Origin of the sequence: Nocardioides furvisabuli (assembly GCF_021083185.1) — a bacterium.
GTDB classification, from domain to species: Bacteria; Actinomycetota; Actinomycetes; order Propionibacteriales; family Nocardioidaceae; genus Nocardioides; species Nocardioides furvisabuli.
The window spans coordinates 34,302-54,007 of sequence record NZ_JAIGQB010000014.1 but is presented as its reverse complement, the minus strand read 5'-3'; the positions used below and the strand labels follow the sequence as shown (position 1 = coordinate 54,007).

Sequence of the window (19,706 nt, the reverse complement as noted above, 5' to 3'; positions counted from 1 at the left end):
CGAAGCCCGTGAAGAGCCGCACGCCGACCAAGCACGTTTTCGTCACCGGAGGCGTCGCCTCCTCCCTCGGGAAGGGGCTCACCGCCTCGAGCCTGGGCCAGCTGCTGAAGTCGCGCGGCCTGCGCGTGACGATGCAGAAGCTGGACCCCTACCTGAACGTGGATCCGGGCACGATGAACCCGTTCCAGCACGGGGAGGTGTTCGTCACCAACGACGGCGCCGAGACCGACCTGGACATCGGGCACTACGAGCGTTTCCTCGACACCGACCTCAACCAGATCGCCAACGTCACGACCGGTCAGGTCTACTCCACGGTGATCGCCAAGGAGCGTCGCGGCGACTACCTCGGCGACACCGTCCAGGTCATCCCGCACATCACCAACGAGATCAAGGACCGCATCCTCGCGATGGGCGGACCCGACATCGACGTGGTGATCACCGAGATCGGCGGCACCGTCGGCGACATCGAGTCGCTTCCGTTCCTGGAGGCTGCTCGCCAGACGCGGCACGAGATCGGTCGCGACAACTGCTTCTTCATCCACGTCTCCCTCGTGCCCTACATCGGGCCGTCGGGCGAGCTGAAGACCAAGCCCACCCAGCACTCGGTGGCCGCCCTGCGCTCCATCGGCATCCAGCCTGACGCGATCGTGTGCCGTGCCGACCGAGAGCTGCCCGAGAGCATCAAGCGCAAGATCGCGCTGATGTGCGACGTCGACGACGACGCCGTGGTCACGGCAGCCGACGCCCCGTCGATCTACGACATCCCGAAGGTGCTCCACCGCGAGGGCCTCGACGCCTACGTCGTACGCCGTCTGGACCTGCCGTTCCGCGACGTCGACTGGACCACGTGGGACGACCTGCTGCGCCGCGTGCACCACCCCTCGGAGGAGGTCACGGTCGCGCTGGTCGGCAAGTACATCGACCTTCCGGACGCCTACCTCTCGGTGAGCGAGGCGCTGCGCGCCGGCGGCTTCGCCCACGAGGCCAAGGTCAACATCCGCTGGGTCGCCTCCGACCTGTGCGAGACCGACGCAGGAGCTGCCAAGCAGCTCGGCGACGTCGACGCGGTGCTGGTGCCCGGCGGATTCGGCGTGCGCGGCATCGAGGGCAAGCTCGGCGCGCTGCGCTACACCCGCACCCACGGCATCCCCACCCTCGGCCTGTGCCTCGGCCTGCAGTGCATGGTCATCGAGTACGCCCGCGACGTCGCCGGCCTGACCAAGGCCGGGTCGACCGAGTTCGACCCCGACACGGTCGAGCCCGTGATCTCGACGATCGAGGAGCAGAAGAAGTTCGTCGACGGGGCCGGTGACCTCGGCGGCACGATGCGGCTGGGCCTGCAGAAGGCCGCGCTCCTCGAGGGCAGCGTCGTGCGCGCGGCGTACGGCGCGGACGTGATCGAGGAGCGCCACCGCCACCGCTACGAGTTCAACGACGCCTACCGCCAGACGCTCGCCGACGCCGGTCTCGTCTTCTCCGGGATCAACCCCGAGCTGGGCCTGGTGGAGTTCGTCGAGCTCCCCGCCGACGTGCACCCCTACTACGTCGCGACGCAGGCGCACCCCGAGCTGCGCTCGCGCCCCACTCGTCCGCACCCGCTCTTCGCGGGGTTGGTCGGTGCCGCGATCGAGCGGCAGCGCTCCGAGCGGTTCCCGCTCGACGAGTCGGGGCTTCGCCGCAAGGACGACGCGGAGGACTGAGAGGGGTCCGCGCGCAGCCGGGAGCGGACGACGAGCTGCGGGGTGTGCCCGGTCGGCGCTCCTGGGCGCGAGGAAGTGCCCGGTCGGCGCGTCTGGGCGCGAGGAAGTGCCCGGTCGGCGCTCCTGAGCGCGAGGAAGTGCCCGGTCAGAGCTGGCGGGCCTGCAGGATCCGGCTGAGCACGAACGAGTTCGAGCGCAGCTGGTTGCGGGCGTACGCCATCAGGCTGGTGTCGTCCGCCGCGGCCTCTGCGGCGGCGAGGAAGTCCGCGTCGCCCGCACCGAGGGGGTACATCGCGCGGATGGTGAGGCCCTGGTTGAGCAGGCCGCCCTTGAGCGTGCGCAGCTCCTCGAGGTAGCGATGCGTGAACGGTGCGAGCAGGTCGGCCTGGCCGGGACGCCAGAACGTCGAGCCGAGCACGAGCGTCTCGCGGCTCGCCGGGACGGCGTAGTCGACGAAGAAGGCCCGCCAGACCTCCTCCTTGGCCTCGAGGTCGGGGCGGGCGGCGAGCACCGCGAGGCGGCGCATGCCGGCATCGGGGTCGGGGTCGGCCTCGAGCAGGCGCGCGACGCGGTCCTCGTCGTAGTCACCGAGCTCGGCGCGGCGTACGGCCATGCGCCAGGCGAGGTCGAGGTCGGTGGCCTCCTCGGCGGCGGCCTCCAGGACCGACCAGTGGTCGGCGGTCGAGGCGGAGGCGGCCAACGTCCGCAGCGCGGCCTGGCGGGCGTCCGGCACGTCGACCAGGCCCACGACGGCGTCGGCAAGCCCACGGAGCAGGTCGGGCGACTCCGCACCCGGGGCCCAGCGGTCGGCGACGAGCAGGGCCTGGCTGAGGAAGGGCTCGATCAGCGCGGGGCTGGTCTCGGCCCGCAGCGCGGTCGCGAGAGCGGCAGCGACGTCCCGCGGCGCGACGTCGCCGAGCAGCAGCAGCTGACCCGCCGTCGCGGCCACCAGCGCGCGGTCGAGCGGGTCCTCGAACTGGTCGACGTGGCGCAGCATCCGATCCAGCGAGGTGGCGTCGGGCTTGACCGCCGCGAACGTGTGGTCGCCGGCGTTGACCAGGCGCAGGTCACCCGCAGGGAGACTCACTGCGGTGCGGAACCCGTCGACCTCGTGCGAGGAGCGACCCATCGCGACGAGCGCGTCGCCGGCGGAGTCGAAGACCGCGATGTCGAGCCGGTGCGGTCGCGGCTCCTGCCCATCGGTGGTCTCGACGACGAGCTCGTCGCCGACCAGCGAGATGACGTCGGTGCCGGCCTCGTCGAGCCACGCCTTGGTCCAGGCGGACAGGTCGCGCCCCGAGGCGCGGGAGTAGCAGTCCATCAGGTCGTCGAGGCGGGTGTTGGAGAAGGCGTAGCGGCTGAAGTAGTCGCGCAGGCCCTCGACGAAGGCGTCCTCGCCGATGAAGGCGACGAGCTGGTGCAGCACGCTCTGGCCCTTGACGTAGGTGATCGCGTCGAAGTTCGACATCGCCGCGGAGACATCGGGGACGTCGCTGCGGATCGGGTGGCGCGCCGGGCTCATGTCCATCTCGTAGGCGGTGCGCTTGGACACCGCCAGGAAGGTCGCCCACTGGTCGGTGAACTCGCTGGCGCCGGCCATGCCCCAGTTGGCTGCCCACGACGCGAACGCCTCGTTGAGCCAGAGGTCGTCCCACCACCGCATGGTCACCAGGTCGCCGAACCACATGTGTGCCATCTCGTGGAAGATGAACTCGGCGCGGACCGCACGCTGTGCGTGGGTCGGGGGCGTGCGGAAGAGCTGGCCGTCGCCGTAGGTGACGCAGCCCCAGTTCTCCATCGCACCACCGAGGTTGGGCACGAAGACCTGGTCGTAGCGCTCCTGGGGGAAGGGGTAGCCGAAGCGCTCGCCGAAGAACGCCAGGCCCTGACGGGTGAGGGTGACCATCTCGTCGAGGTCGCGCTCGAGGATCGGCACGAGTGACTGGCGGCAGTAGAAGCCGAGGTCGTAGCCGTCGTGCTGTCGGCGCACCTCGTGGAAGGGGCCGGCGTTGACCACGACGACGTACGTCGACAGGCGGGGCGTGTCGGGGAACGTCCAGGTCCGCGCGGCGGAGGAGTCGGCGTCCTCGATCGACTCCGGGGCGCCGTTGGAGGTCACCAACCACGAGGAGGGCGCGGTCACGACGAAGCGGTGGGGCGCCTTGAGGTCGGGCTGGTCGAAGCACGCCCACACGCGGCGCGCCTCGTCGGGCTCGAGGCTGGTCCAGACGTAGACGAGCTCGTCGCTCGGGTCGACCGTGCGGAGGATGCCCTCGCCGGTCGCGGTGTTGGTGGTGCTGGCCTCGACCACCAGGACGTTGTCGGCGGCCAGGGAGGGCAGCGGAAGCCGCCCGTCGGTGACCGTCGTGACGTCGAGCTCCTCACCGTTGAGGGTCGCGCGAGCGACGTCCATCGCGACGTCGACGAAGGTCGAGGCGCCGGGCTCGGAGCAGGTGAAGGTGATGGTGCTGACCGAGGCGAAGACCTCGCCCTCCAGCAGACCCGTCATGTCCACCGCGATGTCGTAGCGCTGGACGTCGAGGAGGTCCGAGCGGGTGGCGGCTTCGTGCTTCGTGAGCGTCGACAACGTCATGAGGGTGACCGTACTCACCGTGTCCATCCGCGCTAGCGTTCGGGGCATGGTCACCCCGGACGGCGCTGTGCCCGCAACTCCTCCTGCCGAGCTGCCCGCGGACCGGCCGATGTCCTGGCCGGTGGTCTCCAGCCGCTACCTCCATCGCGACGACTGGGTGGTGGCGTTGCGCGAGGACGTCATCACCCGCCCCGAGCACCCCGAGCACCCCGAGCAGTTCAGCCGGATCAGCCTCGAGCACCCGGGCGCGGTCATCGTGATGGCCGTCGACGAGCACGACCGGGTCGTGTGCCTGCGGCAGTACCGGCACACCAGCGGCCACGAGTTCGTCGAGCTGCCCGCGGGCCTGCGCGATGCCGCGGACGAGCCGCCCGTCGAGACCGCGAAGCGCGAGCTGCGCGAGGAGGTCGAGCTCGAGGCGGCGGAGTGGCGGCTGCTGCTGAGCACGTGGTCCAGCGCAGGGATCAGCGACGAGGTCCACGACATCTTCCTCGCGCGCGGGCTCTCGCACGCGCCCCGTGGGAACTTCGAGATGCGGCACGAGGAGGCCGAGATGGAGGTCTTCTGGACTCCCGTCGCCGACCTGCTCGAGGCGGTGCTGCAGGGCCGGGTCCGGCAGGGTCCGCTCGCCCAGGCCGTGCTCGCCTACGAGGTGCTCCGGCAGCGGGGGACCCTGGAGGCGCACTGACCTCCTGCGGGAGTAGTCTCGCTCCCGCTGTGAGGGGCGACACACAGTCGTGCGCCCCCGGACCATGAGGAGCTAGGCATGAAGGTCGGCGTACCCAAGGAAGTCAAGAACCGCGAGTACCGCGTGGCCCTGACCCCGATCGGCGTGCATGAGCTGGTCCAGCACGGTCACGACGTCGTGGTCGAGAAGTCCGCCGGCGAGGGGTCGCAGATCCCCGACGAGGAGTACGTCGCCGCCGGCGCGACCATGCTCGACACGGCCGACGACGTGTGGGGCAGCGCCGACATGGTCCTCAAGGTCAAGGAGCCCGTCGCCGAGGAGTACCACCGGATGCGGGAGGGCCAGACCCTCTTCACCTACCTCCACCTCGCCGCCGACAAGCCCCTGACCGAGGAGCTGATGGCGCGCAAGGTCACCGCCATCGCCTACGAGACGGTCCAGCTCCCCTCCGGCAGCCTTCCGCTGCTCTACCCGATGTCCGAGGTCGCGGGCTGCCTCGCGCCCCAGGTCGGGGCGTACTCGCTGATGAAGGCCAACGGCGGGCGCGGCGTGCTCATGGGTGGCGTCGGTGGCGTGGCCAACGCCAAGGTCGTCATCATCGGCGCCGGCGTCTCCGGCCAGAACGCCGCCAACATCGCCCTCGGCATGGGCGCGGACGTCACGCTCCTGGACACCGACCTCGACAAGCTGCGGATGTCGTTCTGGCGCTACAACAACCGGGTGCACGGCCTCGCCTCCTCCAAGCTCGCGATCGAGCAGCAGGTGATGGAGGCCGACATGGTGATCGGCGCGGTGCTGATCCCCGGTGCTGCGGCGCCCAAGCTGGTCACCAACGAGCTGGTCTCGCGGATGAAGCCCGGCTCGGTGCTCGTCGACATCGCGATCGACCAGGGCGGCTGCTTCGAGGACTCCCACGCCACCACGCACGACGACCCGACCTACGAGGTCCACAACTCGGTCTTCTACTGCGTGGCCAACATGCCCGGCGCGGTGCCCAACACCTCGACGTACGCCCTGACCAACGCCACGCTGCCCTACGCCGTCGCGCTGGCCGACAAGGGCTGGGCGCAGGCACTGCGCGACGACCCGAACCTGGCGCTGGGCCTCAACACCCACGACGGGCAGCTCACCAACGCTCCGGTCGGCACCGCCGTCGGCATCGACTCGGTGGGCCTCGACAGCGTCCTGGCGTGAGCCCTGGGGTCACGCTGCGGCGGGCGGTGCGCACGTACCTCGACCACCTCGCGGTCGAGCGCGGGCTGGCCGCCAACACGCTCAGCTCCTACCGCCGTGACCTGGGGCGCTACGACGAGTTCCTGACCGGCGAGGGCATCGACGACCTGGACGCGATCACCGAGGCCACGGTGTCCGCGTTCCTGGTCAGCCTGCGCGAGGGCAGCGACGCCCACCCGCCGCTGAGCGCGACCTCGGCCGCGCGCACGGTCGTGGCCGTGCGCGGCTTCCACAAGTTCACGGTCTCCGACGGGCTCGCACTCGCCGACCCGGCGGCGGCGGTGAAGCCACCCACCCCGGCGAAGCGGCTGCCCAAGGCACTGCCGCTGTCGGACGTGGAGGCCATCCTGGAGGCGGCTGGCGCGCCCGACACGGTGCTCGCGCTGCGTGATCGTGCGCTGCTGGAGGTGCTCTACGGCACGGGTGCGCGGATCTCCGAGGCGGTGGGCCTCGACGTCGACGACCTCGACCAGGTCGACGGCACGGTCCTGCTGCGCGGCAAGGGGGGCAAGGAGCGGCTGGTGCCGGTCGGCGGCTATGCCCGCGACGCGGTGGAGGCCTACGTCACGCGGGCGCGCCCAGAGCTCGTCGGCACCGGACGCGGAGGTCCCGCCCTGTTCCTCAACTCGCGGGGCGGGCGGCTCTCGCGCCAGAGCGCCTGGGCGGTGCTGGTGAAGGCCGCCGAGCGGGCGGGCGTGACCGCCTCGGTCTCGCCGCACACGATGCGCCACTCCTTCGCCACGCACCTGCTCGACGGCGGCGCAGACGTGCGCGTGGTGCAGGAGCTGCTCGGCCACGCCTCCGTGACGACGACGCAGGTCTACACGCTCGTCACGGTCGACAACCTGCGCGAGGTCTTCGCGACCGCGCACCCCCGCGCGCGCGGCTGAGCGCCTCCGGCCCCGGCACGCCGGGGCACAGGTGGTTGGATCGAGGCATGCCGGACGCCGTACGACTCGACACCCGGGTGCCGACGGGCGCCGACCCGGACGCCGTCTACGACGCCTTCACCGGCTGGGTGGTCGACCAGGGGCTGGACCTCTACCCGCACCAGGACGAGGCGGTCATCGAGCTGCTCGGCGGCAACCACGTGATCCTCGCGACGCCCACCGGGTCGGGGAAGTCGCTGGTCGCCATCGGCGCCCACGTGGCAGCGCTCGCACAGGACAAGGTCAGCTTCTACACAGCGCCCATCAAGGCGCTGGTGAGCGAGAAGTTCTTCGCCCTCATCGAGGTCTTCGGCGCCGACAACGTCGGAATGCTCACCGGTGACGCGGCCGTGAACCCCGACGCCCCGATCATCTGCTGCACCGCCGAGGTGCTGGCCAACATCGCGCTGCGCGAGGGCCGCGGCGCCGACGTCGGCCTGGTCGTGATGGACGAGTTCCACTTCTACTCCGAGCACGATCGCGGCTGGGCCTGGCAGGTGCCGCTGCTGGAGCTCGTCGACGCCCAGTTCCTGCTGATGTCTGCCACCCTGGGCGACGTCTCCTTCTTCGTCGAGGACCTCGAACGGCGCACCGGCCGCGACACCGCGGTGGTGGACGACGCCGAGCGCCCCGTGCCGTTGAGCTTCCGCTGGTCGATGGAGCCGCTCGACGACACCCTCGAGGAGCTCGTGACGACCGGCCAGGACCCCGTCTACGTCGTCCACTTCACCCAGGCGGCCGCCGTCGAGCACGCGACCAACCTGCTCAAGTCGCGGCTCGCGGCCAGCGGCGGGGGACTGAAGGTCGACAAGGACGCGATCGCCGAGCGCATCGGTGGCTTCCGGTTCGGCACGGGCTTCGGCAAGACGCTGTCGCGGATGGTGCGCAGCGGCATCGGCGTCCACCACGCGGGCATGCTGCCGAAGTACCGCCGGCTCGTCGAGACGCTCGCCCAGGCCGGGCTGCTCCGGGTCATCTGCGGCACCGACACGCTCGGCGTGGGCATCAACGTGCCGATCCGCACCGTGCTCTTCACCGGGCTGGCCAAGTTCGACGGCACCCGGCAGCGGGTGCTGCGGACGCGGGAGTTCCAGCAGATCGCCGGCCGCGCGGGCCGTGCGGGCTACGACACGGCCGGCTACGTCGTCGTGCAGGCACCGGACTTCGTCATCGAGAACGAGCAGGCCAAGGCCAAGTCGGCCGCGCGGGTCGCGGCCGGGAAGAAGAAGTCCAAGGCCCAGCTCAAGAAGGCACCCGAGGGCACGGTGGTGTGGACCGAGCAGACCTTCGACAAGCTCGTCGCCGGCCTGCCGGAGCGGCTGAGCAGCCGGATGAAGGTCGACAACTCGATGCTGGTCAACGTCGTGTCGCGCGAGGAGGACGCCTTCGCGGTGATGCGTCGTCTGGTCACCGACAACCACGAGGAGCGCCGCGCCCAGCTCCGGCTGGCCCGGCGTGCCCTGCGCCTGTCGCGCTCGCTCGTGCGCACGGGCATCGTCACGCGGTTGCCCGAGGTCGACAGCTTCGGGCGCCGCTACGTCCTCGCGGTCGACCTGCCCGAGGACTTCGCGATCAACCAGCCGCTCGCGCACTTCGCGCTGGCCGCCTTCGACGTGCTCGACCCCGAGTCGGAGACCTACGGCCTCGACGTCGTCTCGATCGTCGAGTCCGTCCTCGAGGCGCCGCGGCAGATCCTGATGGCCCAGCAGCACGCCGCCCGCGGCCAGGCGATCGGTGAGATGAAGGCCGACGGGCTGGAGTACGACGAGCGGATGGCGCTGCTCGAGGAGATCACCTGGCCGCAACCGCTGCGCGAGCTTCTCGAGGCGCTCTACGCGACCTACCAGCAGACCCACCCCTGGCTCCCCGACGACGCCCTGGGGCCGAAGTCGGTGGTGCGGGAGATGTGGGAGAACGGGATGGGGTTCACCGACTTCGTCGGCCGCTACCAGCTCGCCCGCTCCGAGGGCCTGGTGCTGCGCTACCTCACCGACGCCTATCGGACGCTGCGCCACTCGGTGCCCGAGGCGCACCGTGCTCCGGAGGTGGAGGACGTCATCGAGTGGTTGGGGGAGACGGTGCGCCAGACCGACTCCTCGCTGCTCGACGAGTGGGAGGCGCTGTCAGACCCGGCGCACGCGCCGGGCGCGGTATCGCACCACGAGCCGCCGCCCCCGCCGCGCCCGCTCACGCGGCAGGAGCGCCCCTTCCGGGTCATGCTGCGCAACGCGATGTGGGCACGCGTGGACGCGGTCTCCCGCGACGACCTCGATGTCCTGGTCCGCCTCGAGCGGGCAGCCGCGGACCGCACCGACCCGCCGCGGCAGGTCGTCGTCGGCCGGTCCGTGTGGGACGAGGCGCTCGAGGCCTACTACGCCGAGCACGACCGGGTGCTGACCGACGCGGACGCCCGCGGTCCGGACCTGCTCGTCGTGGGGGAGGAGCGGATCGGCGAGCCGGTGGGGGCCGAGGAGGGCACCGAGGCCCGGCTGCGTGACGTACGCCAGACGATCCACGACCCCGAGGGCGACCACGACTGGGTGATCGAGGCCGTCGTCGACTGCGACGCCACCGACAGCGCCGGTGAGCTGGTGCTGGCGACGGTCGCGATGCGGCGCCTCGGCGACGTGTGAGGGCCGTTCCCCCCCAGGGGTGGACGCGGTCGTGCACCTCCCCGATTTTGGGGCCGAGAAGGTAAAGGACCCGCCGTATCGTCCGAAGAAAGTGGCGACCGCTCCCGGGGGTGCAGGATGAACGACGAGCACGAGGACCAGCACGACGACCACCCCGAGGACGGGTTCGAGGTCGAGCCGGACGAGGAGCCGTACGACGAGACCGGCGCGGACGACTGGCCCGAGTCGCCAGACGCGGGTTGGCAGGCCGGTGGGACCGGGGCACTCGTCGCGGCCGGACTGGCAGGCGCCGTCACCGCGCTGCTGCTGGTCCTGGTCTGGACGGCGTTCGGTGGCGACGAGGACGACGCCCGGGACGCCGCCGACGACGCTCCGCGAGCGGCCCGCGCCAGCGTCGCGTCCACGCCGACGCCGCTCGCCGGCACCGAGCAAGGCCGCCGGTCACGGCTCGCCCGGTGCGTGCGCGCGCAGGAGGGCCTCCAGGAGACCTTGGCGACAGCCCGGCCCGCCCTGGACCAGTGGCAGGTGCACGTGGGTGCCATGAACAAGCTCGTCGTCGGGGAGATCACCCTGCGACAGGCGACGGAGTTCTGGGAGAGGACCCGGGTGGGCGCGCAGCGCCGGGTGGGCGAGTTCGACGAGTCCCTCGCCGTGCTCCGCACCGAGGGGGTGGACTGCCCCGGTCCGGCGCTGCTGGCGCGAGGCGCCCGGGCCCTGCCGGCGTGTGCGCGCGAGGTGCAGGCAGCGGTCCGCGCGCTCCAGGCAGCGCGGGTGTCGGTCGCCACGTGGGAGGAGCACATCCGCCACATGGACATGCTGCGGCTGGGGCAGATGACGCCCCAGCAGGCCACGGAGATGTGGCTGGCCAGCTGGCGGCGCGGCGTCAAGGACCTCGACGACTACGAGGCGGCGAGCGGGACCGCGAGGGAGCTCGCGGAGCGCCAGGACGGGTGTGCCTAGCCAGGTTGGTCGCAACCGCCGCGCAACGGCTAGAGTCCGCGCGACACGGCCCGGGCCGATCCCGGACCTGCCACGAAGTGGTGCGGGACGTGTCGACGTGTCGACAAAGTCGAACGGGTCCGGCATGGTCCAATCGGGTTCCAGGTCGATGCACGACCGAAGCGACGAGGAGCGGACATGAGCAGTGCGGGACGTCCCGGTCACGACTTCGGCAGCAGTGCCTCCGAGATGCCTCCTCTCGTCCGACCACCCCAGCCGCAGCAACCCGCCCCCCCATCTCGAGACGAGTACGACGTGACGCAGCCGATCCCCTTCGAACGACCGATCGCCGAGGCGGACACCCAGCCGTCCGCCGTGGTGCCGCTCGGTCCCACGGGGCGCCCGATGCCGGTGTTCCCGGACCCGGCCCCGCTCACCGGTCACGGCGGTGCGCGCGTGGTGTCGATGTGCAACCAGAAGGGCGGCGTCGGCAAGACCACCACCACGATCAACCTCGGTGCCTCGCTGGCCGAGTTCGGCCGCAAGGTGCTGCTGGTCGACTTCGACCCGCAGGGGTCGCTGTCGGTCGGCCTGGGCCTCAACCCCCACGAGATGGACGCCACCATCTACAACCTGCTGATGGACCGCGAGACCACCCTCGACGAGGTCGTGGTGCCGTCCGGCATCGAAGGCATGGACCTCCTGCCGTCCAACATCGACCTCTCGGCCGCCGAGGTGCAGCTGGTGCACGAGGTGGCGCGCGAGCAGACCCTCCAGCGCGTGCTGGCCCCCGCGCTCGCGCACTACGACGTCATCCTCATCGACTGCCAGCCCTCGCTCGGCCTGCTGACGGTCAACGCCCTGACCGCTTCCGACGGCGTCATCGTCCCGCTGGAGTGCGAGTACTTCGCGCTCCGCGGCGTGGCGCTGCTCAAGACGACGATCGACAAGGTCCGCGAGCGGCTCAACCCCAAGCTCGAGATCGACGGTGTCCTCGGCACCATGTTCGACGGGCGCACGCTCCACAGCCGCGAGGTGATGGAGCGCCTGGTCTCGGCATGGGGCGACACCGTCTTCCACACCGTCATCCGCCGCACGGTGAAGTTCTCCGACGCCACCGTCGCCGGGGAGCCCATCACGTCGTACGCCTCGTCCTCGACCGGTGCCGACGCCTACCGCCAGCTCGCGAGGGAGGTGCTCACCCGGTGGCCCGCCGAGTGAGCATGCCGGCCGCGGACGACCTGTTCCGGCCGACCTCCGACTCCGAGTCGACCCCCGCCGAGCGCCCGCGCCGCGTGCGTGCGGTCGCCGACGAGGCCGAGTCCGGTCCGAAGCGGCCGAGCGGGCGGATCCGCCACGACGAGAAGATGACCGTCTACGTCACCGCCGACGAGCTCCTCGACATCGAGCACGCCCGGCTCACCCTGCGCCGCGAGCACGGCCTCGCCGTCGACCGCGGGCGCCTGGTGCGCGAGGCGCTGGCCCTGGTGCTGGCCGACCTCGAGGCGCAGGGCGTCGAGAGCCCTCTGGTCCAGCGACTGCTGGACGAGTGAGCGGCGCCACCGACCTCGCCGAGCCGGGGAGCGAGACCCCGGCGTTCGCCGTACGCCTGGACAACTTCGAGGGACCCTTCGACCTGCTGCTGGGGCTGATCGCCAAGCACAAGCTCGACATCACCGAGGTCGCGCTGTCGCAGGTCACCGACGAGTTCATCGCGCACGTCAAGAACCTCGGCGGTGCGTGGGACCTCGAGCAGACGACGTCCTTCCTCGTCGTCGCCGCGACCCTGCTCGACCTCAAAGCTGCGCGCCTTCTCCCCCAGGGCGACGTCGAGGACGAGGAGGACCTCGCGCTCCTCGAGGCGCGCGACCTGCTCTTCGCGCGGCTGATGCAGTACCGCGCCTTCAAGCTCGTGGCCTCGGTGCTCGAGGAGCGCATCGCCTCGGAGTCGCGCAGCCACCCGCGCGCGGTCGGGCTCGAGGAGCGCTTCGCCACGCTGCTGCCCGAGGTCCTCATCGGGATCGGCCTCGAGCAGTTCGCGCAGCTCGCGGCCAGGGCGATGGAGCCCAAGCCGGTGCTGGAGGTCTCGCTGCACCACATCCACGCGGCCAAGGTCAGCGTGCGCGAGCAGGCGCAGCTGGTCGTCGACCGGCTGCGGCGCACCGGGACGATGACCTTCCGCGCGTTGTGCGGTGACTCGCCGGACCGACTCACGACGGTCGCGCGCTTCCTCTCGCTCCTCGAGCTCTTCCGCGAGGGCGCGGTGTCCTTCGACCAGGTCACACCGCTGGGCGAGCTGACCGTGCGCTGGACCGGCGCGGAGGACGGCGACGTGGAGATCAACGACGAATTCGACGGCGCCCCGCCGCCAGACGAAGATGGCGGCAGCGGGAACGACGACCTCACGGCGGACGTCCCGGCCCCGGACACCCAGGAGGACCAGTGAGCGAGCACCCCGCGACCGCACCGGGCGACGTGGAGACCCTCGAGGTCGCCGTCGCCGAGCTGCGGCCCGCGCTCGAGGCGATCCTCATGGTCTCCGACGAGGCGCTCGACGAGGTGCGCCTCGCCTCGGTGGTGGGGCACCCCGTCGCCGACGTGCAGGCCGCCCTGCACACCCTCGCCGCCGAGTACGCCGAGCAGGGCCGGGGCTTCGACCTGCGGTCCGTCGCCGGTGGCTGGCGCTTCTACTCGCGACCGGAGTACGCCGCGGTCGTCGAGTCGTTCGTGCTGGAGGGCCAGCAGGCCCGGCTCACCCAGGCCGCGCTCGAGACGCTGTCGGTGGTGGCCTACAAGCAGCCCGTGTCGCGGGCCCGGGTCTCGGCGATCCGCGGGGTGAACGTCGACGGCGTCATGCGCACGCTGCTCACCCGCGGGCTGGTGGAGGAGGCCGGGCAGGACGAGCAGAGCGGTGCCAACCTCTACCGCACGACCTCCTACTTCCTCGAGCGCATCGGCATCACCTCGCTCCAGGAGCTGCCGGAGCTGGCTCCGTACCTGCCCGACATGGACGACCTCGAGGACGAGCTGGCGAGCGTCGCCGGCCTCGACGCCCCGCCGGCGGACCCTGCGCCGGAGACCGCACCCGGGTCGCGGCCGACCCCGGCCGGCGTACCCCCCACCCACGCCTCGCCGCACAGCGGCGCCGGCACCGAGCCCGACGGCGGGACCGAGATCGCATGAAGCCTCACGACGCCCCCGACAACGACCAGCCCAGCTCGCAGCGCCCCGAGACCGACGAGGACGGGCTGATCCGGCTGCAGAAGCTGCTCGCCCAGTCCGGAGTCGCGAGCCGACGCAAGTGCGAGGAGCTGATGCTCGACGGGCTCGTCGAGGTCGACGGTGAGGTCGTCACCCGACTCGGCACCAAGGTCGACCCCCGCACCGCGGTCGTGCGCGTGGAGGGCAAGCGGCTGCCGCCGATCAGCGACAAGGTCTACCTGGTCCTCAACAAGCCCCGCGGCGTCGTGTCGACGATGTCCGACCCGGAGGGGCGTCGCACCCTCGGCGACCTCGTGGCCGACCGACCGGAGCGTCTGTTCCACGTCGGGCGCCTCGACACCGACACCGAGGGCCTGATCATCCTCACCAACGACGGTGACTTCGCCCAGCACCTCGCGCACCCCTCCCACGAGGTCGACAAGACCTACGTCGCCGAGGTCGACGGCGAGGTCCACGTCCGCACCGTGCGCCGGCTGCTCGCCGGCGTCGAGCTCGAGGACGGCCCGGTGACGGTCAGTGCGGCGCGCGTGCTCGGCGGCGACCCCCGCCGCGAGGGCAGCAACCGCTCGATCGTCGAGCTCACCATCCACGAGGGCCGCAACCGCATCGTGCGCCGGCTGCTCGACCACGTCGGCCACCCGGTCCGCCGCCTCACCCGCACCCAGATCGGTCCGGTCACGCTGACCCGGCTGCGGTCCGGGGAGATGCGCGAGCTCACCGTGGCCGAGCTGGGCGAGCTGATGGACAGCGCGCAGCTCTGAGCCGCAGCGCCGTTAGGGTTCTCCCGTGGCAGTGAGGGCAGTGAGGGGCGCGACGCAGCTCGAGGAGGACACCCGTGAGCACATGCTCGCGCGGGTGGCCGAGCTCGTGACCGACGTGATGGAGGCCAACCACCTCGAGGTGGACGACTTCATCTCGATCATCTTCACCGCGACCAGCGACCTCACCAGCGAGTTCCCGGCGTACGCCGCGCGACAGCTCGGTTTCTCCGACGTCCCGCTCGTGTGCGCGCGCGAGCTCGAGATCGAGGGGTCGATGCCACGCGTGGTCCGGCTGATGGCGCACGTCGACGCCGACCTGCCGCGCTCGGACGTCACGCACGTCTACCTCCACGGGGCCGCCCACCTGCGACGCGACCTCACCCGGACCACGAGCCATGACTGAACGGCCCCTCCCGGCCCTCACCGGCCCGGTGGAGGTCGTCGGGGCCGGTCTGATCGGCGCCTCGATCGCGCTCGTCTGCCGGCGCCTCGGTCTCGACGTCGTGCTGCGCGACACCTCCGCGGAGAACCTCCGCACCGCCTCCGGGCTCGGCGCGGGAAGGTCCGCGTCGTCCCACGAGCGTCCCCAGCTCGTCGTGGTCGCGGTGCCCCCGGCGGCGATCCCCGACGCCATCGTGGCCGCGCTCGGACGCTCCGACGCGGTGGTGACCGATGTCGGCAGCGTGAAGGCGGCACCTCTCGCCGCGGTCGCGGGACGTGTCCGGCCCACGGACCTCGCGCGCTACGTCGGGTCCCACCCGATGGCCGGCAGCGAACGCTCCGGCCCCCTCGCCGCGAGCGCTGCGCTCTTCGACGGGCGCCCCTGGGCCATCACGCCCCACGACGTGGCCGAGCCCGGCGCGGTAGGGCTGGTGGAGTCGCTGGTGCTGGAGTGTGGTGCCTCGCCACGGCTGATGGCACCCGACGAGCACGACCGTGCGGTCGCGCGGATCTCCCACCTGCCGCACCTCGCAGCGGTCCTCGTCGCGGGGCGGCTCGCCGCCGCCCCCGAGGAGCACCTCGCCCTGTCCGGGCAGGGGGTGCGCGACGTGACCCGCGTCGCGGCGAGCGACCCGGCGCTGTGGCAACAGATCCTGGAGGCCAACGCGGGGGCGGTGCTCGACCTGCTCGGTGAGGTACGTGCCGACCTGGACGCCCTCATGACGGCCGTCGCGGACGACGCCGGGGCCGACCTCGTCGAGATCCTCGCGCGCGGCAACGCCGGCACGGCGGCGATCCCGGGCAAGCACGGGGGGCCGGCGCGACCGACCCGGTCGGTCTTCGTCTCCGTGCCCGACCACCCCGGCGAGCTGGCCCGGCTCTTCGGCGACGCCGGCGAGATCGGCGTCAACATCGAGGACGTGCACATCGACCACGACCCCGGGCGTCCGGTGGGCCTCACCGAGCTGGTGGTCGACCGGGGCCGGGCCGAGCACCTGCTCGCCGCTCTCGAATCCCGCGGGTGGACGACTCACCGGTAATCTTCTCGCCCGTGAGCAGCGCCGAGACACCGTCCCTCGTCATCGCCGTCGACGGCACGTCCGGATCGGGCAAGTCGAGCACCTCGCGCGGCGTGGCCGAGCGCCTCGGCCTGCGCTACCTCGACACAGGCGCGATGTTCCGCGCGATGACCTGGTGGCTGCTGCGCGAGGGCGTCGACGTACGCGACGGGGGAGCCGTCGCCGCTGCCGCGGGCCGTCCGCACATCGAGTCCGGGACCGACCCGCTGGCCCCGACCATCACGGTCGACGGCAGCGACGTCTCGGTCGAGATCAGGGGCGAGGACGTGACTGCCGCCGTGAGCCCGGTGAGCGCGGTGCCCGAGGTGCGGGCCCTGCTGCTCGACCTCCAGCGTCAGGTGATCGCCGACGGCGGCATCGTCGTCGAGGGCCGCGACATCGGCTCGGTCGTGTGGCCGGAGGCGGAGGTGAAGGTCTACCTCAGCGCCGACCCCGACGCCCGCGCCGTACGCCGTGCAGCCGAGCAGGGCGGCACCGACGTCGCCACCACCCAGCAGTCGCTCCTCGAGCGCGACCGCATCGACTCAGGACGCGCGACCGCACCGCTGACGATGGCGCAGGGGGCCGTCCACGTCGACAGCACGCACCTCACCCTCCCCGAGGTCATCGACCGCATCGTCGCGCTCGCCGAGCAGGCCGCGGCGGAGCGCACGTGAGCAGGCCCGACCTCCCGGCAAGCAGTGCGGAGCACCCGGCCACCCGGATGCTGCGGGCGCTGCGTCCGGTGTCGGGCTGGCTGGTCCGGCGCCACTTCCGGGTCGTGGTGCACCACACCGAGCGAGTGCCCTCCGTCGGCGGCGTGATCCTCGCCGCCAATCACACCGGCATCGTCGACGGCCCGCTGCTGGCGGTGCTGTCCCCGCGTCCCGTGCACGCGCTGACCAAGCGCGAGATGTTCGAGGGCCGGCTGGGCGGCTTCCTGCGCCGCACCGGCCAGATCCCGCTGGACCGCCTCCACGCCGATCCGGGCGCGGTCCGGTCGTCCCTGCGCGTCCTGCGCGACGGGGGAGTGGTCGGCATCTTTCCCGAGGGCACCCGCAGCAGCGGGAGGTTCGACCGCTGCCATCCCGGCGCCGCCTACCTGGCGATGGTCACGGGCGCCCCGGTCGTCCCGGTCACCTTCACCGGCACCCGCGGTGCCCCCGGCAGCTCGCTGCCGGCTCGCGGCGAGGCCGTCGACGTGGTCTTCGGGCGTGCGTGGCGCACACCACAGCAGCCCTGGCCCCGCACCCGGGAACAGGTGGGTGCCACGGCGGCGTTGTTGCGGGAGCACCTGCTGTCCGAGCTGGACAGCGCCCTCTCGCAGACGCGCCGATCGTTGTCCGAGCCCCCACCTGCGGGACAATCCGAGGACGACCCCGAATCCGGGCTCGTCGAAGCATGAGAGAGCTGTGATCACGCATGAGTGACTACGACGTCGACAGGGTCGAGGCCGACAGCGGCCCGACCCCGGTCCTGGCCGTGGTGGGCCGGCCCAACGTGGGCAAGTCCACCCTCGTCAACCGCATCATCGGCCGGCGAGAGGCCGTCGTCGAGGACCGCCCCGGTGTGACCCGCGACCGCGTCTACTACGACGCGATCTGGGCCGGTCGCGCCTTCACCGTCGTCGACACCGGTGGCTGGGACCCCGACGCCCGTGGCCTGGCTGAGCGGATCGCCGGCCAGGCCGAGGTCGCGGTGTCCCTGGCCGACGCCGTGCTCTTCGTGGTCGACGCGACCGTGGGCATCACCGACGCCGACGAGGCCGTCGTACGGATCCTGCGTGCCTCGGGCAAGCCGGTCGTGCTGGCCGCCAACAAGGTCGACGACGCCCGCACCGAGGCCGAGGCCTACGGGCTGTGGAACCTCGGCCTGGGCGAGCCGTGGGCAGTGTCGGCGCTGCACGGTCGCGGCTCGGGCGACATGCTCGACGCGATCCTCGCCGCGCTCCCGGAGACCCCGGCGCAGTCCTTCGACGAGGTCGGCGGACCGCGGCGCATCGCGATCGTCGGCAAGCCCAACGTCGGCAAGTCCTCCCTGCTCAACATGCTGGCCAAGGAGGACCGCGTCGTCGTCGACAACGCCGCCGGAACCACCGTGGACCCGGTGGACGAGCTGATCACCCTCGGCGACCGCACCTGGCGCTTCATCGACACCGCGGGCATCCGCAAGCGCGTCAACCAGGCCTCGGGCCACGAGTACTACGCCTCGCTGCGCACCACGACCGCGATCGACCGCGCCGAGGTCGCCGTGCTGGTGCTCGACGCCAGCCAGACGGTGTCCGAGCAGGACATGCGCATCATCCAGACCATCCGCGACGCGGGCCGCGCGATGGTCATCGCCTTCAACAAGTGGGACCTCGTCGACGAGGAGCGCCGCCACTACCTTGAGCGCGAGATCGAGCGCGACCTCGTGCAGCTCAAGTGGGCCCCGCGCATCAACTTCACCGCCCGCACGGGCTGGCACGTCGACCGGCTGGTCCCGGCGATCGACAAGGCGCTGGAGGGCTGGGAGACCCGCATCGGCACCGGTGCGCTCAACACCTTCCTGGGCCGCCTCGTCGCCGAGCACCCGCACCCCGTGCGCAGCGGCAAGCAGCCGAAGATCCTCTTCGCCACGCAGCCCTCGACGGCCCCGCCGACCTTCGTGCTCTTCACCAGCGGCAAGCTCGACGCGGCCTACGAGCGCTTCATCGAGCGACGCCTGCGCGAGGAGTTCGGCTTCGTCGGCACGCCCATCATCATCAACCAGAAGCCGCGCGAGAAGCGCAAGCGCTGACGGCCGCAGCGCTCAGGGGGCGATCCCCTCGGCGCTCAGCCACGCGAGCGGGTCCGTCGGCCCGGCCGCGCCGGGTCGCACCTCGAGGTGGAGGTGCGGGCCGGTGGAGTTGCCCGTCGAGCCCACGGTGCCGATCTGTTCGGCCACGTCGACCACCTGGCCGGCGTACACCGAGGCCTCGGCCTGGTGGCAGTACCAGACCTCGGTGCCGTCGGGGAGCACCACGATCGTGCGCAGTCCGTAGGGGCCGGCGTACGCCACCTCGGTGACGGTCCCCGCGGCGATGGCGACGATCGGCTCGCCGAGCGAGGCACTGAAGTCCTGGCCGCCGTGCTCTGCCTCCCACAGGGGACCGGTGAGGCCGTAGCCTGCGGACAACCGGTACGACGCCAGCGGCAGCACGGCGCGGACCCGCTCGGGGTCGCCGTGGTAGCCGTACGCCGCGAGGACGGCCTTGCGGCCGAGCAGCGCCCGGTCCCGCGCGTCGGCGCGGCGGTTGAGGGACAGGAGCGTCTGCTGGCGCTCGCGGAGCTGCTCCTGGACCTCGATGGCCTGCGCGAGCGCTTCCGCCTGCGCGCCCTCGCGCACCGAGGTCTCCGGCGCGGCCTCTGCCGGTAGCGCACCCAGGCACACCGTCGTGACGACGACGGCACAGAGGGTGCCGACTCGGCGCGGCAGTGATGACATGTGAACCCCCACGGTTGACGATTCATCCTGTGGCGCGCGACGGG

Annotated in this window: 18 protein-coding genes; 16 read left to right on the top strand and 2 right to left on the bottom strand. The window is 71.8% G+C overall.

The features are described 5' to 3' along the window. Nucleotides 1-8: 8 nt before the first annotated feature. Nucleotides 9-1,700, top strand: a complete 1,692-nt coding sequence (gene pyrG / locus K4G59_RS19330; protein WP_231252699.1) for a CTP synthase — start codon at nt 9-11, stop codon at nt 1,698-1,700. Nucleotides 1,701-1,845: 145 nt separating this feature from the next. Here the strand turns inward: pyrG and pepN are convergent, their stop codons facing one another. Beyond that, nucleotides 1,846-4,293 carry an aminopeptidase N gene (gene pepN, locus K4G59_RS19325; RefSeq protein ID WP_231252698.1) on the bottom strand — a complete coding sequence of 816 codons (2,448 nt, stop codon included), beginning with the start codon at nt 4,291-4,293 and terminating at the stop codon, nt 1,846-1,848. 46 nt (nt 4,294-4,339) lie between these two features. On the opposite strand from pepN, the gene K4G59_RS19320 reads away from it, so the two are divergent. From K4G59_RS19320 to der, 15 genes are all read left to right on the top strand, one after another. After that, the gene (locus tag K4G59_RS19320) at nt 4,340-4,981 is read left to right on the top strand and encodes an NUDIX domain-containing protein (protein WP_231252697.1); all 642 of its coding nucleotides are present in this window, start codon (nt 4,340-4,342) and stop codon (nt 4,979-4,981) included. Nucleotides 4,982-5,059: 78 nt separating this feature from the next. Beyond that, complete coding sequence (ald, locus tag K4G59_RS19315) at nt 5,060-6,175, top strand: alanine dehydrogenase (RefSeq protein ID WP_231252696.1); 1,116 nt, start codon at nt 5,060-5,062, stop codon at nt 6,173-6,175. Then, nucleotides 6,172-7,104 (top strand): site-specific tyrosine recombinase XerD, encoded by a 933-nt coding sequence (gene xerD / locus K4G59_RS19310; RefSeq protein ID WP_231252695.1) that lies wholly within the window; start codon nt 6,172-6,174, stop codon nt 7,102-7,104. Before ald ends, xerD begins: the two co-directional genes overlap by 4 nt. 47 nt (nt 7,105-7,151) lie before the next feature. Next, nucleotides 7,152-9,776, top strand: coding sequence for a DEAD/DEAH box helicase (locus K4G59_RS19305; protein WP_231252694.1), 2,625 nt, complete (start codon nt 7,152-7,154; stop codon nt 9,774-9,776). 117 nt (nt 9,777-9,893) lie between these two features. Beyond that, nucleotides 9,894-10,736 (top strand): hypothetical protein, encoded by an 843-nt coding sequence (locus K4G59_RS19300; protein ID WP_231252693.1) that lies wholly within the window; start codon nt 9,894-9,896, stop codon nt 10,734-10,736. Nucleotides 10,737-11,030: 294 nt separating this feature from the next. Continuing rightward, on the top strand, nt 11,031-11,936 hold the full coding sequence (locus K4G59_RS19295; protein WP_308189439.1) for a ParA family protein: 906 nt from the start codon (nt 11,031-11,033) through the stop codon (nt 11,934-11,936). Continuing rightward, nucleotides 11,921-12,268 carry a hypothetical protein gene (locus K4G59_RS19290; protein ID WP_231252692.1) on the top strand — a complete coding sequence of 116 codons (348 nt, stop codon included), beginning with the start codon at nt 11,921-11,923 and terminating at the stop codon, nt 12,266-12,268. Before K4G59_RS19295 ends, K4G59_RS19290 begins: the two co-directional genes overlap by 16 nt. Beyond that, on the top strand, nt 12,265-13,161 hold the full coding sequence (locus K4G59_RS19285; protein WP_231252691.1) for a segregation and condensation protein A: 897 nt from the start codon (nt 12,265-12,267) through the stop codon (nt 13,159-13,161). Before K4G59_RS19290 ends, K4G59_RS19285 begins: the two co-directional genes overlap by 4 nt. Beyond that, nucleotides 13,158-13,898, top strand: coding sequence for an SMC-Scp complex subunit ScpB (gene scpB, locus K4G59_RS19280; RefSeq protein WP_231252690.1), 741 nt, complete (start codon nt 13,158-13,160; stop codon nt 13,896-13,898). The genes K4G59_RS19285 and scpB overlap by 4 nt, the downstream gene beginning before the upstream one ends. Then, entirely contained in the window at nt 13,895-14,698 is an 804-nt protein-coding gene (locus K4G59_RS19275; protein WP_231252689.1) for a pseudouridine synthase, read from the top strand. Before scpB ends, K4G59_RS19275 begins: the two co-directional genes overlap by 4 nt. A gap of 25 nt (nt 14,699-14,723) precedes the next feature. After that, on the top strand, nt 14,724-15,101 hold the full coding sequence (gene aroH, locus K4G59_RS19270; protein WP_231252688.1) for a chorismate mutase: 378 nt from the start codon (nt 14,724-14,726) through the stop codon (nt 15,099-15,101). Continuing rightward, nucleotides 15,094-16,179 (top strand): prephenate dehydrogenase, encoded by a 1,086-nt coding sequence (locus K4G59_RS19265; protein ID WP_231252687.1) that lies wholly within the window; start codon nt 15,094-15,096, stop codon nt 16,177-16,179. The genes aroH and K4G59_RS19265 overlap by 8 nt, the downstream gene beginning before the upstream one ends. An 11-nt stretch (nt 16,180-16,190) precedes the next feature. Continuing rightward, nucleotides 16,191-16,874: a (d)CMP kinase gene (cmk, locus tag K4G59_RS19260; protein ID WP_231252686.1), complete on the top strand. Its 684-nt coding sequence runs from the start codon at nt 16,191-16,193 to the stop codon at nt 16,872-16,874. After that, entirely contained in the window at nt 16,871-17,602 is a 732-nt protein-coding gene (locus K4G59_RS19255; protein WP_231252685.1) for a lysophospholipid acyltransferase family protein, read from the top strand. The genes cmk and K4G59_RS19255 overlap by 4 nt, the downstream gene beginning before the upstream one ends. A gap of 17 nt (nt 17,603-17,619) precedes the next feature. Next, nucleotides 17,620-18,975, top strand: a complete 1,356-nt coding sequence (der, locus tag K4G59_RS19250) for a ribosome biogenesis GTPase Der (RefSeq protein ID WP_231252684.1) — start codon at nt 17,620-17,622, stop codon at nt 18,973-18,975. A 12-nt stretch (nt 18,976-18,987) separates the two neighbouring features. On the opposite strand, the gene K4G59_RS19245 is transcribed toward der, so the two are convergent. Then, nucleotides 18,988-19,662, bottom strand: a complete 675-nt coding sequence (locus tag K4G59_RS19245; RefSeq protein WP_231252683.1) for a M23 family metallopeptidase — start codon at nt 19,660-19,662, stop codon at nt 18,988-18,990. Nucleotides 19,663-19,706: the final 44 nt, after the last annotated feature.

What these genes read in the sequence shown, in the direction of transcription:
- pepN (WP_231252698.1), bottom strand. Translation starts at nt 4,293, where the DNA reads ATGACGTTGTCGACGCTCACGAAGCACGAAGCCGCCACCCGCTCGGAC.
- K4G59_RS19320 (WP_231252697.1), top strand. Translation starts at nt 4,340, where the DNA reads ATGGTCACCCCGGACGGCGCTGTGCCCGCAACTCCTCCTGCCGAGCTG.
- ald (WP_231252696.1), top strand. Translation starts at nt 5,060, where the DNA reads ATGAAGGTCGGCGTACCCAAGGAAGTCAAGAACCGCGAGTACCGCGTG.
- K4G59_RS19305 (WP_231252694.1), top strand. Translation starts at nt 7,152, where the DNA reads ATGCCGGACGCCGTACGACTCGACACCCGGGTGCCGACGGGCGCCGAC.
- K4G59_RS19300 (WP_231252693.1), top strand. Translation starts at nt 9,894, where the DNA reads ATGAACGACGAGCACGAGGACCAGCACGACGACCACCCCGAGGACGGG.
- K4G59_RS19275 (WP_231252689.1), top strand. Translation starts at nt 13,895, where the DNA reads ATGAAGCCTCACGACGCCCCCGACAACGACCAGCCCAGCTCGCAGCGC.
- K4G59_RS19265 (WP_231252687.1), top strand. Translation starts at nt 15,094, where the DNA reads ATGACTGAACGGCCCCTCCCGGCCCTCACCGGCCCGGTGGAGGTCGTC.
- der (WP_231252684.1), top strand. Translation starts at nt 17,620, where the DNA reads ATGAGTGACTACGACGTCGACAGGGTCGAGGCCGACAGCGGCCCGACC.
- K4G59_RS19245 (WP_231252683.1), bottom strand. Translation starts at nt 19,662, where the DNA reads ATGTCATCACTGCCGCGCCGAGTCGGCACCCTCTGTGCCGTCGTCGTC.